16 protein-coding genes are annotated in these 17,877 nt (G+C 44.4%); 11 read left to right on the forward strand and 5 right to left on the reverse strand.

The window, feature by feature from the left end; translation table 11 throughout:
- The first annotated feature begins 13 nt into the window (after window positions 1-13).
- Window positions 14-283 carry a YkgJ family cysteine cluster protein gene (locus A391_RS14375; RefSeq protein ID WP_019899684.1) on the forward strand — a complete coding sequence of 90 codons (270 nt, stop codon included), beginning with the start codon at window positions 14-16 and terminating at the stop codon, window positions 281-283.
- On the opposite strand, the gene A391_RS0112370 is transcribed toward A391_RS14375, so the two are convergent.
- Window positions 245-1,513 (reverse strand): MFS transporter, encoded by a 1,269-nt coding sequence (locus A391_RS0112370; protein ID WP_019899685.1) that lies wholly within the window; start codon window positions 1,511-1,513, stop codon window positions 245-247. The two genes, A391_RS14375 and A391_RS0112370, sit on opposite strands and share 39 nt — an antisense overlap.
- 292 nt (window positions 1,514-1,805) lie before the next feature.
- On the opposite strand from A391_RS0112370, the gene dusB reads away from it, so the two are divergent.
- The 8 genes from dusB to A391_RS0112410 all read left to right on the forward strand — a co-directional run bounded on the left by dusB (window position 1,806) and on the right by A391_RS0112410 (window position 11,315).
- Entirely contained in the window at window positions 1,806-2,849 is a 1,044-nt protein-coding gene (dusB, locus tag A391_RS0112375) for a tRNA dihydrouridine synthase DusB (RefSeq protein ID WP_019899686.1), read from the forward strand.
- 8 nt (window positions 2,850-2,857) lie between these two features.
- Complete coding sequence (locus A391_RS0112380; RefSeq protein WP_019899687.1) at window positions 2,858-3,094, forward strand: helix-turn-helix domain-containing protein; 237 nt, start codon at window positions 2,858-2,860, stop codon at window positions 3,092-3,094.
- A 193-nt stretch (window positions 3,095-3,287) separates the two neighbouring features.
- A complete protein-coding gene (gene purH, locus A391_RS0112385; RefSeq protein WP_019899688.1) occupies window positions 3,288-4,874 on the forward strand; it encodes a bifunctional phosphoribosylaminoimidazolecarboxamide formyltransferase/IMP cyclohydrolase in 1,587 nt (528 codons plus the stop codon).
- A gap of 104 nt (window positions 4,875-4,978) precedes the next feature.
- Window positions 4,979-6,247 (forward strand): phosphoribosylamine--glycine ligase, encoded by a 1,269-nt coding sequence (gene purD, locus A391_RS0112390; protein ID WP_019899689.1) that lies wholly within the window; start codon window positions 4,979-4,981, stop codon window positions 6,245-6,247.
- 17 nt (window positions 6,248-6,264) lie between these two features.
- On the forward strand, window positions 6,265-7,179 hold the full coding sequence (gene hemF, locus A391_RS0112395) for an oxygen-dependent coproporphyrinogen oxidase (RefSeq protein ID WP_019899691.1): 915 nt from the start codon (window positions 6,265-6,267) through the stop codon (window positions 7,177-7,179).
- A 5-nt stretch (window positions 7,180-7,184) separates the two neighbouring features.
- Window positions 7,185-8,489 (forward strand): M18 family aminopeptidase, encoded by a 1,305-nt coding sequence (locus A391_RS0112400; protein WP_019899693.1) that lies wholly within the window; start codon window positions 7,185-7,187, stop codon window positions 8,487-8,489.
- 86 nt (window positions 8,490-8,575) lie between these two features.
- Window positions 8,576-9,907 (forward strand): alanine/glycine:cation symporter family protein, encoded by a 1,332-nt coding sequence (locus A391_RS0112405; RefSeq protein WP_019899695.1) that lies wholly within the window; start codon window positions 8,576-8,578, stop codon window positions 9,905-9,907.
- A 55-nt stretch (window positions 9,908-9,962) separates the two neighbouring features.
- Window positions 9,963-11,315: a sodium-dependent transporter gene (locus A391_RS0112410; protein ID WP_019899696.1), complete on the forward strand. Its 1,353-nt coding sequence runs from the start codon at window positions 9,963-9,965 to the stop codon at window positions 11,313-11,315.
- Window positions 11,316-11,502: 187 nt separating this feature from the next.
- Here A391_RS0112410 and A391_RS0112415 read toward each other — a convergent pair whose 3' ends face one another.
- From A391_RS0112415 to A391_RS0112430, 4 genes are all read right to left on the reverse strand, one after another.
- Entirely contained in the window at window positions 11,503-11,832 is a 330-nt protein-coding gene (locus A391_RS0112415; RefSeq protein WP_019899698.1) for a c-type cytochrome, read from the reverse strand.
- A 225-nt stretch (window positions 11,833-12,057) separates the two neighbouring features.
- Window positions 12,058-12,996, reverse strand: coding sequence for a D-hexose-6-phosphate mutarotase (locus A391_RS0112420; RefSeq protein WP_019899699.1), 939 nt, complete (start codon window positions 12,994-12,996; stop codon window positions 12,058-12,060).
- A 77-nt stretch (window positions 12,997-13,073) separates the two neighbouring features.
- Window positions 13,074-14,924, reverse strand: coding sequence for a dihydroxy-acid dehydratase (ilvD, locus tag A391_RS0112425; RefSeq protein ID WP_019899700.1), 1,851 nt, complete (start codon window positions 14,922-14,924; stop codon window positions 13,074-13,076).
- A 132-nt stretch (window positions 14,925-15,056) separates the two neighbouring features.
- A complete protein-coding gene (locus A391_RS0112430) occupies window positions 15,057-16,067 on the reverse strand; it encodes an integron integrase (RefSeq protein WP_019899701.1) in 1,011 nt (336 codons plus the stop codon).
- Between the two features lie 153 nt (window positions 16,068-16,220).
- Between A391_RS0112430 and A391_RS14210 the strand changes: the two genes are divergently transcribed.
- Window positions 16,221-16,592, forward strand: a complete 372-nt coding sequence (locus A391_RS14210) for a DUF6869 domain-containing protein (protein WP_019899702.1) — start codon at window positions 16,221-16,223, stop codon at window positions 16,590-16,592.
- Window positions 16,593-16,890: 298 nt separating this feature from the next.
- On the forward strand, window positions 16,891-17,871 hold the full coding sequence (locus tag A391_RS0112440; protein ID WP_019898097.1) for an IS110 family transposase: 981 nt from the start codon (window positions 16,891-16,893) through the stop codon (window positions 17,869-17,871).
- The last annotated feature ends 6 nt before the right edge of the window (window positions 17,872-17,877 follow it).

Below are 17,877 nucleotides of genomic sequence, written 5' to 3' on the forward strand. Positions count from 1 at the left end.
GCCTCATCCAGCCATGAAATGCAGAGACCATTGCGGCGCTTGTTGCACCGCACCTTCTATTAACAGCCCGATTCCTGGCATGCCCAACGGCAAGCCTGCTGGCGTGCGCTGCGTACAATTAAACGAACAAAACATGTGTAAAATTTTTGGCAAGCCAGAACGACCAGCCTTTTGCGGAAGTTTACAGCCTAGCCTAGAAATGTGTGGTGAATCACGTGAACAAGCCATCCATTGGCTAACTGAACTAGAGCAGCTCACTGCGCCAAGTTTCACCCAACAATAACACCGCAACAAAACTAAGCGCAGCGGCAATTGAGACATAAGCCCCTACCCATGCTAAACCACCAGCCGACACTAACAATTGTGAAATGTAAGGTGCCATCGATGCACCTAAAATTCCGCCTAATTGATACGCCAAACCCGCGCCAGTATATCGCACCGCAACAGGAAACTGCTCTGGTAGGTATGCGCCCATTGGCGCAAACGTAGCCCCCATTAAAAACAAGGCTAACGATAAAAATATAGTCACTTGCACCACAGAGCCACTTGCCAATAAGGGGCTCAGCGTAAAACCAGCCAGCACAGCGAGTGCGCTACTGATTAACAATACTGGACGGCGCCCCCAAACATCACTTAATTTTGCTGAGAGTGGCGTCGCAATCGTCATCAACAAAATAGCAATACAAAGCATGCCTAAAAAATCGCTACGCGTAATGCCAAGATGCGTGGTGCCATAGCTCAAGCAAAACACTGTAGCGGTATAAAAGAGGTTGTAGCACACCACCATTGCAAAAGCACCTAATAGCACGGGGCGCAAATGTGTTTTTAATAAAGGTTTAATCGGTACTGCATGCGTTTTATTTTGCTTCAATGCCGTGGCAAAAGCTGGCGTTTCTGTGAGTTTAAAGCGTATATACAAGCCGACGCCAACCAACAATGCACTAGCGATAAAAGGTAGGCGCCAACCCCACGCTTTAAACTGTGCATCGCTTAACCATACGGATAAAGCCAGATAACTCAAGGTTGCTAGTAAAAAACCAACCGATGGTCCTAACTGCGGAAACATACCAAACCAAGCGCGTTTATCTTTGGGCGCATGCTCGGTTGCCAGCAAGGCAGCACCACCCCATTCCCCACCTAAACCCAAGCCCTGCCCAAAGCGCAATATGCACAATAAAATTGGCGCCCAGATTCCTAACACCTCATAACCTGGCAATAAACCAATCAGTAGCGTTGAAACGCCCATCAACAGCAAAGAAGCCGCTAGCGTTGTTTTACGACCAATCTTATCCCCAAAATGACCAAACACAATCGCGCCAACGGGCCGCGCAATAAACGCAATACCAAAGGTTAAAAATGCATTGAGTGATTGTGTAGCAGGATCACTGGCAGGAAAAAATACTTGACCAATCACCAAAGCGGCAGCCATGGCGTAAATATAAAAATCGTAAAATTCAATCGCAGTGCCTATAAAGCTAGCAAAGGCGATGTGAGTGGTCGATGGTTTTTGCATAATCAAACTCAATAACAAACTATTCCCAATTGTATGCTGAAAATTGTTTTCTCAAACTAAGATTGCGTATAAAATAGGCAGCTTGCTTGCAAAGTTGTTTTGGACTTTCTTTTAGTTTTTTAATACATAAAGAAGGCGAAACGAAGGCTACGCTTAATGCATCGCCTCAAAAGGTCGCACGTTAAGCACAGATTGATAGAGCTGGGCTAGAGATTAGTACAAATAATAAACAGTACTGCGAGTTTGTCGGATTTGCAGTTAACAACCTTATCGTGAAGATTAAATAATCTAAATGCAAATTGGTAATCACATCTTAAAAAACAACCTAGTCGTTGCTCCCATGGCGGGCGTAACTGATAGGCCTTTCCGCCAACTTTGTAAAAAGATGGGCGCAGGCTTGGCTGTATCCGAGATGGTCACCTCAAACTCATTGCTGTACGGTAGCGAAAAAACAAAACGTCGCGCCAATCACGAAGGCGAAGTTAACCCGATTTCAGTGCAAATTGCTGGCGCTGACCCAAAAATGATGGCTGAAGCAGCCAGGCATAATGTAGACAATGGTGCGCAAATCATTGATATCAACATGGGTTGTCCGGCTAAAAAAATCTGTAACGTGATGGCAGGCTCTGCATTACTTAAAGATGAACCACTGGTTGCACAAATTCTTAGAGCTGTTATCGCAGCGGTTGATGTGCCTGTCACATTAAAAATACGTACAGGTTGGGATAAACAAAACCGCAATGCGATTCAAATTGCAAGAATGGCGGAAGACTTAGGCGTTCAAGCACTCGCAATGCATGGTCGCACTCGCGCATGTGCTTATATGGGCGATGCCGAGTACGATACGATTGCAGCAGTTAAACAAGTGATTAAGATTCCGCTCATTGCTAACGGTGACATCACCACGCCTGAAAAAGCAAAATTCGTGTTAGATTACACTGGCGCTGATGCCGTGATGATTGGCCGTGCAGCACAAGGTCGCCCATGGATATTCCGCGAAATTGAGCACTACCTCACGACTGGTACGCATTTGTTAGCACCAACCGTCGATGAAATCCACACTGTGATGTTAGAACATCTACATGATTTGTATGATTTCTATGGCGACTTGACTGGTATGCGTATGGCACGCAAGCACATCTCTTGGTACACCAAGGGCTTGGCTGGCTCTGCCCAATTCCGCCACAATATGAATACGTTGCAAACCATCGAGTTACAACTACAAGCAATTAACGACTTTTTTGTTGAACTAAAAACAAAAAATGAACGTTTAGTTTACATTGATCCTGACGCTGAAGACGCCAAGACCGATTCGTCAGAAGCATTAGCAGCCTAGGAACTACTATGTCAGAAAACTGTAAGCTCAGCCAAGCAGTCAAAGAGTCTTTGGATGATTATTTCATTCACCTAGATGGTGAACCACCTCATGCCGTTTATGACATGGTATTGGGTTGTGTAGAAAAACCTTTACTTACTTACATCATGCATAAAGTCGGTGGCAATCAAAGTAAAGCCGCTGAAATACTCAGCATCAATCGCAACACGTTACGTAAAAAACTTCAGCAGTACAAGATTGAATAAAACAACCCATCAAAAGTGGGTCGCTTTATAAACTCTTGCATTTTGCTTATCTAAATTTGCTTGCAACGTCAAAAGCCAAGTTTAGCAAGCAAGAAATAACAGGCAGCAAAAATTGAATGTGTTTTAGCAACTTATCAGCTGGGCACTGGGTTAGAGCTAACACAGCTTATCATTTGTATTATGGAATAAATTTATGGCAACTATTAAACGTGCGCTTATTAGCGTTTCTGATAAAACTGGCATCATCGACTTTGCAAAGAACCTTCATGATTTAGGTATTGAAATTTTATCAACTGGCGGCACCGCTAAACTATTCCGTGACAATAATATCCCAGTCATTGAAGTCAGTGATTACACAGGCTTTCCTGAAATGCTGGATGGCCGCGTTAAAACATTGCACCCAAAAGTACATGGCGGCATTTTAGGTCGTCGTGATTTACCTGAACATGTATCAGCGATGCAATCACAAAACATTCCTAACATCGATATGGTGATAGTGAATTTATACCCATTTGAAGCAACTGTTGCAAATCCAAACTGCAGTTTAGAAGATGCTATCGAAAATATCGATATCGGTGGTCCAGCAATGGTGCGTTCAGCCGCTAAAAACTGGAAAGATGTTGCCGTTGTCACTGACGCTAGCCAATATGCTGATGTACTACGTGAACTACAAAGTACAGGTGGCGCAACCAGCCAAGCAACAAACTTTGCCCTATCAGTGGCTGCGTTTAATCGCATCAGCAACTACGATGGTGCAATCAGCGACTACTTATCAAGCTTTAATGCAGATGGCACTCGCAACCCTTACCCAGCACAAGTGAATAGCCGTTTTGTTAAACTACAAGACTTACGTTATGGCGAGAACCCACATCAAAGTGCTGCGTTCTACCGCGATACCAATCCAGCACCTGGCTCGCTGGTGACTGCTGTACAACTACAAGGCAAAGAATTAAGCTACAACAATATTGCCGATGCTGATGCTGCTTGGGAAGCTGTAAAAAGCTTTGACTCTAGCGCATGCGTCATTGTTAAGCACGCGAACCCATGTGGTGTTGCGCTAGGTAAGGATGCACTTGAAGCTTACAGCAAAGCATTCCAAACTGATCCAACTTCAGCATTTGGTGGCATCATCGCATTCAACACTACTTTAGATAAAGCCGCAGCAGAGGCCGTGAGCAAACAGTTCGTAGAAGTATTGATTGCTCCAGACTACACTGCTGAAGCATTAGCTATTTTCAGTGCAAAAGCCAATGTACGTGTACTTAAAATCGCACTACCAGAAGGCGGCAATACTGCATGGGAGCAAGGCCGCAACTCACATGACACCAAACGTATTGGTTCTGGGTTATTGATTCAAACTGCAGACAACCACGAAATCAGCGTAAATGATTTAAAAATTGTCAGCAAAAAACAACCTACGCCAGAACAATTACAAGACATGCTATTTGCATGGCGTGTTGCGAAATACGTTAAATCAAACGCAATTGTATTCTGTGGCAACAGCATGACACTCGGCGTGGGCGCAGGCCAAATGAGCCGTGTAGATAGCACTAAGATTGCAGCAATTAAAGCGCAAAACGCAGGCTTAACTTTGAAAAACTCGGTGGTTGCATCAGATGCCTTCTTCCCGTTCCGTGATGGTATTGATGTGCTTGCAGAAGCTGGTGCAGCTTGCGTAATTCACCCAGGTGGCAGCATGCGCGATGAAGAAGTGATTGCCGCAGCTGACGAACATGGCTTAGTCATGGTAGTCACTGGGATTCGCCACTTTAGGCACTAAATTAATCTTAGCGCTAAATCACTAGTGCAATACATTTGCTTTTCTTTTGCCACAGCTAGCCTACAGCAAGTTTGTGGCAAAAGACTTTTAAGGGTTTCAAATACATGAAAATTTTAGTTATCGGTGGTGGTGGTCGTGAACATGCACTCGCTTGGAAAGTGACACACAATAAAGAAGTGAGTCGAGTGTATGTAGCACCAGGTAATGCAGGTACCGCATTAAATCCAGATATGGTGAATGTTCCCATGACTGCTGTAGATGATTTAGTGCGATTTGCACAAGATGAGCAAATTTACCTCACGATAGTTGGCCCAGAGGCACCACTATCTCAAGGAGTAGTTGATGCATTCCGCGCGGCTGGCTTAAAGATTTTCGGCCCAACTAAAGCAGCGGCGCAGCTAGAGTCCTCAAAAGACTACGCTAAAGCATTTATGATGCGCCATAACATCCCTACTGCAGGATATGGCACATTTACTGATGCCAAACTCGCACACGATTATGTTAAGCAGCAAGGTGCACCTATCGTCATTAAGGCGGATGGTTTAGCAGCTGGCAAAGGTGTTGTAGTGGCAATGAGTGAAGATGAAGCACATGCCGCCATTGACGCGATGCTAGAAGACAACAAACTCGGTGCCGCTGGTGCACGCGTGGTAATTGAAGAGTTTTTAGAAGGCGAAGAAGCCAGCTTCATGGTCATGGTCGATGGTAAAAACATCTTACCGTTAGCTACTAGTCAAGACCATAAACGTCTTCTTGATGCAGACTTAGGTCCAAACACAGGCGGCATGGGTGCGTACTCACCAGCCCCAGTAGTGACGCCTGCCATTCACGCTAAAGTGATGCGCGAAATTATTAAACCGACGGTTGAAGGCATGGCGAAAGATGGCATTCCATACACTGGATTTTTATATGCAGGCTTAATGATCAGCCCTAACGGTGATGTTAAAACGTTAGAATTTAACTGCCGTATGGGTGACCCAGAAACACAGCCGATCATGATGCGTTTGAAAAGTGACTTAGTTGGGCTGATGGAACATGCTGTTGATGGAACATTAGATCGTGCTGAAGCGGAGTGGGATAGACGTGTCGCTTTAGGCGTTGTCATGGCGTCAGCCAATTATCCAGAAACACCAAGACTAGGCGATGAAATTACAGGCTTAGAAAATCAGTTAGCAGACACCCATATTTTCCATGCAGGTACAACACAAAAAGATAGCAAAGTGGTCACCAGCGGTGGCCGCGTACTATGTGTAACGGCGCTTGGTGAAACTGTAAAATTTGCACAACAACAAGCTTACCAAGCCATGAAGGAAATTAAGTTTGATGGCGCGCAGTTCCGCACTGACATTGGTTATCGTGCGATTAAAGGCTAAGCCCTGAAGGTGACATCATGAATACCCAAGACGTTTTTAGCTATTTACAAAACCTCCAAGCCAAAATTGTTGAGGCCATTGAGTTAGTCGATGGTAAAAATTTTTTACAAGATAGCTGGCAACGTCCTGAAGGTGGTGGTGGCACCTCTTGCCTGCTTGAAGAAGGCAATGTATTTGAACGTGCTGGTGTTGGCTTCTCTCACGTCATCGGTACCAAGCTACCCCCTGCTGCCAGCGTTGCACATCCAGAAGCAGCTGGCCGCCCTTGGGAGGCGATGGGCGTATCTTTAGTGTTTCACCCGCGCAACCCATATGTGCCTACCGTACACATGAATGTGCGCTTTTTTATCGCCAAAGCACAACATGCCACAGAACAAGATATCTGGTGGTTTGGCGGCGGTATGGATCTCACACCTTATTACGGCTTTACTGAAGATGCAGAACACTTTCATCGCACTAACAAAACTGCATTAGATGCTTTTGATACCAGTTTCTACCCTAAATTCAAAAAAGAATGTGATGAGTACTTCTTTTTAAAACATCGCCAAGAGCCTCGTGGTATTGGCGGTATCTTTTATGATGACTTTAACGAACTAGGCTTTGAGCGTAGCTTCGATTTTCATCGCACAGTGGGCGATGCGTTCTTACAAGCATATTTGCCAATCGTGCAACGTCGTAAAGACACACCTTATGGCGAACGTGAGCGTGATTTCCAAGCCTACCGCCGTGGACGTTATGTTGAATTTAACTTAATTTACGATCGCGGTACTATTTTTGGATTGCAATCCAATGGCCGCACCGAATCCATCTTGCTTTCCATGCCGCCTATTGTGAAATGGCGTTATGACTGGAAGCCAGAAACAGGTAGCCCAGAAGCTAAACTCTACAGTGATTTTCTTATTGAGAAAGACTGGCTCTCTCTTAACCAGTAAACATCATGAATATTTCCACCCAAGCACATGCGCTAGCAAAAGACCTACTCAACTTTATTGATCTCAGCCCTAGTCCTTGGCATGCGGTTGATTATATTGAGCAGCAGTTTTTAAATGCAGGTTTTGCCAAATTAGATGAAACCCAAGCTTGGCAACTGAGCACGGGTAATCGCTATTTTGTGGTGCGTGGCGGCGCCTCTATTATTGCCTTCACCCTTGGCAACAAACCTATTACCAATACAGGCTTTCGTATGGTTGGAGCACATACAGACTCCCCTAGCCTAAGACTCAAACCTAAAGCCGCTTATGAAACTGACGGTCTGCTTCGCATTGGCGTAGAAGTCTATGGTGGGCCAATTTTGGCAACATTTACAGACCGTGATTTAAGTATCGCAGGGCGTGTGACTGTTCGCACCGAAACTGGCCATACCATCAAATTGCTTAAATTTGATAACGCACTCATGCGCTTACCTAACTTGGCGATTCACATGAATCGCGAAGTGAATGAAAAAGGTCTTAAGCTCAACAAACAAACAGAACTGCCATTATTATTTGGTGAAAGCGAAGCTGGCATCGAAGCTGACCAGCAATTTCTAGCCTATATCGCTGAAGCGCTTAACATTGCACCACAAGATATTCTCACATTTGAATTTAATGTATTTGATACCCAAAAAGGCGCATTCTGGGGTGCTCATCAAGAGTTCATTACCAACAGCCAATTGGACAATCTAGCTTCGTGTCACGCAGCGATTACCGCTCTGCTCAACACCACCAACCAAGAATCAAGCAACATCTGCGCACTATTCGACCATGAAGAAGTAGGTAGCGAGAGCGCGACAGGCGCAAGTGGTAGCTTTTTATCAGATGTGATTAACCGCATCTCTGCTAATACAGGACTAAGTGAAGAAGATCGCCTACGTGCCTTGGCACAAAGCTTTTTTGTGAGCGCTGACATGGCACATGCTTACCACCCTAATCATTCAGGCGCCTATGAACCGTGTCACCATGTAATGGTCAACCAAGGCCCTGTGATTAAAACCAATGCAAATCAGCGTTATGCAAGCAATGCAGATACTGCCGCACGCTTTATATCGCTGTGTGAGCGCGCCAACGTACCATTTCAGCAATACGCACATCGTACCGATTTAGGTTGTGGTAGCACGATAGGGCCGATTTTGGCCTCTGGTTTAGGCGTGGCTAGCGTGGACGTTGGCTCACCCATGTGGGCGATGCACAGCATTAGAGAAAGTGCTGGTGTGCTTGATCACTACTATATGATAGAAGCACTTAAGGTATTATTTAGCAGCTAATTTTGGTAATCTGCCCTCACAATACAGTGATGACTATCATCCTTAATACCCCATCCAAAATAATAATGAATAAGGATTAATCACCTATGCAAAAGATTGAGTTAGTGATTGCAACCCTCTCTGGCTGGGTATGGGGCCCGCCAATGCTCACCTTGTTATTAGGTACTGGCCTGTACCTTACCATCCTACTCAAAGGCATGCAGTTCCGCGCATTACCATTAGCGCTCAAACTTATTTTTCACAAAGATCATCATCATGAGGGCGACATTAGCCACTTCGCAGCACTCATGACAGCACTTGCTGCCACCGTAGGTATTGGTAATATTGTAGGAGTTGCAACAGCCATTACACTAGGTGGGCCTGGCGCTGTATTTTGGATGTGGGTAACCGGCATGCTTGGGATGGCAACCAAATATGCAGAAGCCGTATTGGCCATTAAATATCGTGAAAAAGGCCCTCATGGTATGCGTGGTGGCCCCATGTACTATTTAGCAAAGGGTGCGGGGTTACCGTGGTTAGGCACGATGTTCGCCATTTTCACCGCATTTGCGGCCTTTGGTATCGGCAACATGACACAAGCCAATGCCACCGCCAAAATATTTGAATCCACTTTTAATATTGCACCACACATCACAGGCTGGGTGCTCATGATACTCACTGGCTTAGTGATTTTAGGCGGCATACGTGCAATCGGCAGGTTCACCTCATTTTTAGTACCGTTCATGATCATTGCGTACGTAGGTACTTCACTATTCGTGCTGTTCATGAATATAGAAAAAATCCCGCACGCGTTTTCACTCATTTTTTATCATGCATTTAACCCGATTTCAGCCACAGGTGGATTTGTTGGTGCGACCATTGCAGCAGCAATGCGTTACGGTATTGCACGTGGTGTTTTCTCTAACGAGTCTGGCTTAGGTTCTGCACCCATTGCCGCAGCGGCTGCACGCACTAATGACCCCGTCAAACAAGCCCTAGTGAGCATGACTCAAACGTTTATTGATACGCTAGTGGTCTGCACAATGACAGCCCTAGTCATCCTCACCGCCACATCCTGGACGCAAGGTGTTAGCGCAGCCGAACTGACTAGCGCCAGCATGGCAGAGACATTAGGTGACACAGGTAAAATGATAGTTGCCATCACCACGGCGCTATTTGCCTATTCCACTTTAATTGGATGGAATTATTACGGTGAAAAAGCCATTGAGTATTTATTTGGGCCACGCGCCATCGCAACCTACCGCGTATTATTCACCGCCACTGTCATTATTGGTGCAACAACTAGCTTAGAGTTTGTATGGAACTTCTCTGACCTGATGAACGGCATGATGGCTATCCCCAATTTGATTGGCCTATTATTACTGGCTAAGATAGTAAAATCAGAAACCAATCGTTATTTCTCTGAGCTAAAGAATTAACGATAACCAATTAACAGTCACTAAAGCATCATCATTCGACTAGAGGCAACTACTCATGACTCACCATCGAAGTGCATGGCGTAACCGCTGGACTTTCATGCTGGCTACCGCTGGCTCTGCTATTGGCTTAGGTAACATCTGGAAACTACCCTACATGATAGGGGTTAACGGTGGCAGTGCTTTCGTCCTAGTGTTTATCGCCTGCATCTTTTTTGTGGGCATCCCGCTGATGATGACTGAGATTCTGCTGGGCCGTAGAGCACAAAAAAACCCACTCAACGGTATAGAAACACTGGCGATTGAAGCTAACGCATCTCGCCATTGGAAGTATCTAGGTGGCATGGGAATGATCACAGGACTCCTGATTCTCAGCTTTTATAGCGTTATCGGCGGATGGGTACTGAGCTTTATTGGCGCAGCAGCAAGCGGCAGCTTTGTCGGCATGGATGGCACTCAATCCACCGCTAACTTCAACCAACTACTCGCATCCCCCCTTACCCTACTATTTTGGCATACCGTTTTCATGATAATGACCATGGGCGTCGTAGCACGTGGCGTTAACTCTGGTCTTGAAAAAGCCAATAACATTTTGATTCCTGCACTATTTGCTATTCTGCTGATACTGCTAGGTTACAGCATGTCTGTAGGTGACATGAGTGCCTCTTTTCGCTTCATGTTCAGCCCTGACTTTTCTAAAATCACCCCAGTTGCCGTGCTTTCTGCGCTTGGTCACGCATTCTTCTCACTTAGCCTCGGGATGGGCTCGGTAATGGTATATGGCTCATATTTGCAACGTGACGTTTCAATCGCTCGCGCCACTATTTATATTGCACTGGCTGACACACTACTAGGTCTTTTAATTGGTCTTGCTATTTATGCCTTAGTATTCGCTAATCAGCTAGCCCCTAATGCTGGGCCAGGCTTAATTTTCCAAACACTGCCAATTGCATTTGGCCAAATGCCTAGTGGCAGCCTCATCGCCACATTGTTCTTTATCCTTGTTGCTTTTGCGGCATGGACCTCCGCCATTTCACTTGTTGAACCAACCATCGCTTGGGTTGTAGAAAACACAGAAATTTCTCGCAAAATTGCCACAACGATATTAGGACTGATTATCTGGCTAATCGGGATCAGCGTTGTATTCTCTTTTAATGAATGGCAAAACGTTACCATCATATTTGGCCTAAATATCTTTGATACTTTAGATAAGCTGACGTCCACCATATTGCTACCGCTTGGTGGACTATTGATTGCAATATTTGCTGGTTACTTTATGAAAAATAGCCATGTTCAAGAAGAGTTGAATTTACATCAATGGTCTTTTAAAGTTTGGATCTTGATGAATAACGTAATTGCACCTATCGGTATTATTGGCGTATTTCTCTATCTTTTTAAAATCATTCAATAAATATAAAGAGTTAAAAAATTGACATTTAGGTTTGGTAATAAGCAACGATTAAGTAATACCTACTAATAAACCAATGAGTTAGACTAGGCTACATCTTCATAACCATTATAATTTTTAATCATCACTGCAAACAAAAAAGCCAGCTTTTTGAGCTGGCTTTTTTACTCTGCATGAAGCTTGTACCGGATTACAGTGACAATATCCATTGAACGATTGTTTTAATGTCAGCTTCTTTAACCTGACCACCCATTGCTGGCATTGGCATAGGGCCCCAAACGCCGCTACCACCTTTTTTAACTTTTTCAACTAGCTTTGCTTCAGCTGTTTTGTCGCCTTTGTATTTTGCCGCAACATCTTTATATGCTGGACCTAATACTTTTTTTTCTACTGTATGACATGCTAAACAGCCACTTTTTTGTGCTAAAGCTTCAGCAGCTTTTGCATCCACTGCAGCACCTGCTTGCACAGTAAGCAACATAGAACCAGCAGTAGCGATTGTTAATAATAAAGCTTTCATGCTATCTCCTTGAATTAACGCTTAATAATAGTAGTTATAAATTTTACAACCCGCTTATCATACTGATAATTTAGTTTATGACAAGTGTGTTAAATCAAATGATTCGTTAATAAATAACAAATTATCTGACTCAACAATTTTAATTAAATTCACATTACTTAGGATGGATATAACGCTTTCGATCGGCACTGCGTTGACAGCACAAAAAATTAAAATTAAATGTACTTATAAAGCCTCTACACTATACTCAACAGACATCGTATGCGTTCTATTCGGGCTAATGACCACAGAGTTTTCTAATGCATTGGCAGTTTCTACACATACCGTTTTACGCCATTCGTCTGCATCACCCATATCTCCCATGGCATGCGCTTTCTCAGCACCTGGGCTCCAGACAACAGTAGTATCACTACCAGATTTACCCACACGGATTAATCGGTTGTATATAGGGTCATGAATTAAACAGTCTGAATTGTGGTCTAAATAAACACGATCGAACTCACCATCAAATTTCAATACATTGTGTTCAACATAACGTCTGTACTGACGTAACTTATCCGCATATAGACAATCTTGCAGACCGGTTACGCGAATATTGCCAACATCACTCACATGCAGATAAGTATGGAATGCCTCACCAATTAAAAATGGATGGTCTGATTTGTTCGTGGTAGCTAAATCAATTTTCAAACGTTTACCAATCGTGACCATCATGGTCAGTACGTATGAGTATGAAAGCTGCCTTTTTGCCTCTGGTGTTTCTATCATTTGCAACACAATGCGCGTTGCACCTGTTTCAGTTGAATCAACATCGACCAATTGCCATGGAATCACTCTTGCAAAACCGTGCGGACACAATGTGCTGTCGGTTGGATGTGCGCCAAACCAAGGCCAGCAAATGGGCACACCACCACGGATAGAACGGCCTTTTACATAACGCGCATGGTCAGAAAGCCATAATACTGGTTGCTTTTCTGCTTTTGGTTGCCATTGCATGACATGACCGCCTTGCAACGCGATTTTAGCCGTTGCTAATGGGTTATCTATCTCTAAATATTGTAGACCTGTTTCATCTTCAGTCACGGTCACATGAGGGTGTAACGTTGAGTACCCCTGCCCGTCTCTTTTTCTAAAGATATGGTCTTCTAATGAATCTAATGTCATACATTACCTTATCAATTTGTCACTTTTTAGCGTTTCGTAAAACGCTTACTTAAAAAGTGAGGTTTAATCTATTTAAATTATTTCTCTATTTGAGAAACATCACGCACTGCACCACGTGCAGCACTTGTACTCATTGCAGCGTATGCGCGCAATGCAGGAGAAACCGCTCTTTCACGGTTAACCGGTTTCCAGGCATCTTTGCCTTTATCTTCCATTTTGGCACGACGGTGCGCCATTTCTTCATCACTAATGACTAAATGAATCGTACGGTTTGGAATATCGATTTCAATTTTGTCACCCTCTTCTACCAAGCCAATTGCGCCGCCTTCAGCTGCTTCTGGTGAAGCATGACCGATACTCAAGCCAGAGGTACCGCCTGAAAAACGTCCATCAGTCAGCAATGCACAGTCTTTACCAAGACCTTTAGATTTTAAGTATGAAGTTGGGTACAGCATTTCTTGCATACCAGGGCCACCGCGTGGGCCTTCATAACGAATCACCACGACGTCACCCGCTACAATTTTATCGGCAAGAATCGCTTCCACTGAAGCGTCTTGGCTTTCAAAAATACGTGCACGGCCAGTAAATTTCAAAATACTGTCATCCACACCCGCAGTTTTTACAATACAGCCATCTAACGCGATATTGCCGTAGAGCACTGCCAAACCACCGTCTTGTGAGTAAGCATGCGCTTTATCACGGATACAGCCTTCGCTTCTGTCGTCATCTAGCGTTGGGTAAAGCATGCTTTGAGAAAACGCGATGGTCGTTGAAATGCCACCAGGCGCTGCACGGAAAAATTTCTTCACATCTTCGTTTTGAGTGACTTTAATATCCCACTCATTGAGCGCATCGCCCAAGCTTGGGCTATGTACCATCGGTGTATCACGGTGAATCACACCAGCGCGATCAAGCTCGCCTAAAATACCCATCACGCCACCCGCACGGTGCACATCCTCCATATGGTATTTAGCGGTTGCAGGCGCTACTTTACTTACACATGGCACTTTACGTGAAATGCGGTCAATATCACTCATGGTGAAATCTAAACCTGCTTCATGTGCCGCAGCTAGCAAATGCAATACTGTATTAGTAGAGCCGCCCATTGCAACATCTAGGCTCATCGCATTTTCAAATGCTTTCATGTTGGCAATGCTACGTGGTAATACGGTGTAGTCATCTTGCTCATAATGACGTTTTGCAAGGTCAACAATCAAGCGCCCTGCTTTTAAGAACAACTCTTTACGTGCCGCATGTGTCGCTAAAGTTGAACCATTGCCAGGCAAGCTTAAACCTAGCGCTTCAGTTAAACAGTTCATTGAGTTAGCTGTAAACATACCCGAGCAAGAACCGCAGGTAGGGCAAGCTGAACGCTCAATCGCGTCAGACTCTGCATCGCTCACATTACTATCTGCCGCCGCTACCATCGCATCTACTAAGTCTAGTTTATGTGTGTTGCCGCCCCAGTTTACCTTACCAGCTTCCATTGGGCCGCCAGATACAAACACCACAGGGATATTCAAACGTAATGCCGCCATCAACATGCCTGGGGTGATTTTGTCACAGTTTGAAATACACACCAGCGCATCTGCACAGTGCGCATTGACCATGTATTCAACGCTATCTGCAATTAAATCACGGCTAGGTAAGCTATAAAGCATACCGCCATGACCCATCGCAATACCATCATCAACCGCAATGGTATTAAATTCTTTGGCTACGCCGCCTGCTTTTTCAATTTCGCGAGCCACCAATTGACCCATGTCTTTTAAATGTACGTGTCCTGGCACAAACTGGGTAAATGAGTTAGCAACTGCGATAATTGGCTTATCAAAGTCACCATCTTTCATGCCAGTGGCACGCCATAGTGCGCGCGCACCCGCCATGTTGCGACCGTGAGTAGTGGTATGTGAACGATAAACTGGCATGGTAAAAATCCGTAAAAAAAGTGAATAAACAATAAAGTGTAATTTTAGACTAGCTAGCGCCAACTAGCCAAAGAAATGTGAAAGAAACGTATGATTTGATTAAGCAAAAGTACTAAAACCAACCTAAACACGTTATAAAGCATCTAAAGGACTGCTCACACCCCGCCCGCCCTTATTGAGCACATGGGTATAAATCATCGTCGTACTCACATCAGAATGTCCTAATAGCTCTTGAACTGTGCGGATATCGTAACCACCTTCAAGCAAGTGTGTCGCAAAACTATGGCGAAAAGTATGGGGTGTTGCTGGTTTGGTAATTTCCGCATCGACCACCGCTTGACGCATCGCACGTTGCACAGACTGATCTTGCAAATGATGGCGACGGATCACAGGCTCATCACCATCTTTAGTACGCGGATCCTGCGACAACTTACCACTTGGAAAAACATATTGCCAAACCCAATCCCGACCAGCATAAGGAAACTTTAAACCCAAAGCCTGTGGCATATACACCGAACCAAAGCCATCATTCAAATCATTTTGATGCAACTGCTTCACGCGATTCAAATGTGTTTTAAGTGGCTCAACTAAGGTAAGCGGCAACATGGTCACGCGATCTTTAAAGCCCTTACCATCGCGAATTAAAATCTCTTTGCGTTCAAAATCAATATCTTTCACCCGCAAACGCAAGGCTTCTAAAATCCGCATCCCCGTTCCATAGAGCAAACTCGCTACTAACCAATGCGTACCAGTTAAACGACCCAACACCGCCTGCACCTCAGCTTTTGTAAGTACCACAGGTAGGCGCTTAGGCGCTTTTGCCTGCTCAACGTTATCCAACCAAGGCAATGCAACACCCAAGACCTCTTTATACAAAAACAACAACGCACTTTTCGCCTGATTTTGCGTGCTAGCAGCAACATGTCGATCCACCGCCAAATGCGTTAAAAACACCTCTACTTCTACCGAGCCCATCTCACTTGGATGACGCTTGTCAAAATGTAAAATAAAGCGTTTAATCCATTCCAAATAAGCTTGTTCGGTACGAATACTATAATGCTTAAGACGAATCTTGCCGCGCACTTGCTCCAAAAGCTTGGGCGACTCTACGTTTTGTACAGCGCTTTGTAATAAGTTTTGCATGTTTTTATGCCGTATCTAAATAAAATTTTAGGCAATACTAAAAAAAGTTAATACCATGATTTTATTATATACTTTATTTATAAAAATTAATTGGCACTCACTTATGACGTATTTAAAAACGTCAAATAGGATGCCTACTTTACGTTAGAGCTTATGAATAAATCAGCGCAGGAAGTTGCATCCGCATGGATAGCAAAATGGTCGCAGCCAGATCCCGATGCAGGGCTTGATGGCTTCGACCTTGATTTTGATATTCCAAGAGAAAATCCAAACTTATGCCTTGAGGCTATTCTTGAAATTCTAGAAATAATCCCCGCAGACATATCAAATCATCACTTTCAAGTATTAGCAGCTGGGCCACTTGAGGATTTACTAGTTGAGCATGGTGAGACATACGTCGGAAGAATTGAGGAACTTGCAAGACAACGGCCCGATTTCAGGCTACTGCTTAATGGAGTCTGGAATAATAGTATTAACCCAAATGTTGTTAAACAACTTTCAAAGTATTGGGGTAACAAATGGTAAGCTCTAACCCCTCATTCAAGCGGGACGCCTAACGGCGCCCCTTGTATCTTACCAACAACTCAGAAATGAGTTAAATTGCTCTGACGCGAAGAGCCGGGAGAAGGGATGCTGAGCGCGCCCCAAGGCCTTAGAGCCAGTAATTAAGATTAGTGGCCTTCTCCCAACCTACATTCATCAAGATCGGACGGTATCTTAGGACTGACATAACGTCATGATCCTGCATGCACAAGGTTGATCTGAATTGGGATGTGTTGTTCGCTTAGGGTGTTTATTTCACTTGTTGGTAAGGAGCTCAATCATGGCCTTCATTGAATTGCCGATACTCGGCATTGATATTTCCAAAGCGAAGTTTGATGTGGCATTGCTTGTATATGGCAAAGTGAAGAAGTCACGGGTATTTGAGAACAACCTTGTTGGTTTTAAAGCCTTATCACTCTGGTTAGTTAAGCAAGACATCACACATCTGCAAGCCTGTATGGAAGCCACAGGCACTTACGGTGACGAATTGGCCACTTATTTGTATGACCAAGGCTTTGAAGTCAGCGTGGTGAATCCTGCGCAGATTAAGAGCTTTAGTGGTGCGCAGTTAAATCGTGCCAAAACAGATAAAGCCGATGCAAAACTCATTGCACAATTCTGTGCCAGTATGCACCCAACGGCTTGGATGCCGCCACCTATGCATGTACGTGAATTACAAGCTTTGGTACAGCGACTTTCAGCTTTGCTACAAATGGAACGTCAGGAACAGAATCGTTTCGGTACCGCTGCGCCTGTGATTCAGCCTTCCATCAAGGCGGTGTTAGCTACAATTAAAGTTGAGATTAAGGCTGTTGAACGCATGATTCGCGACCATATCGACCGGCATCCTGATTTGAAGGATCAATCTAATCTGTTGGACAGCATTCCAGGCATCGGAATCGCGACCATTTCGCGCTTATTGGCTTTTGTGGGAGATGTACATCGCTTTAATGATGCGAAGGCATTGGCTGCATTTGTGGGTTTGAATCCTACCGTACATCAGTCTGGCAGTTCGGTGAGAGGTAAGTCACGCTTATCCAAGAAAGGCAACGCCACCATCAGAAAGGCGTTGTATATGCCTGCGGTTGTGGCAAGACGTTATAACCCAACCATTAAAGCGTTTGCGCAACGATTGAAGAAAGCAGGTAAATCGAATATGCTGATTATTGGCGCGGTAATGCGTAAGTTACTGCATATTATTTATGGGGTGCTGAAGTCAGGCAAACCCTTTGATGCTAATTATGCTGTTAAGAATGCTTGACAGGTA

This window comes from Methylotenera mobilis 13, assembly GCF_000384255.1.
Classification (GTDB): Bacteria; Pseudomonadota; Gammaproteobacteria; order Burkholderiales; family Methylophilaceae; genus Methylotenera; species Methylotenera mobilis_B.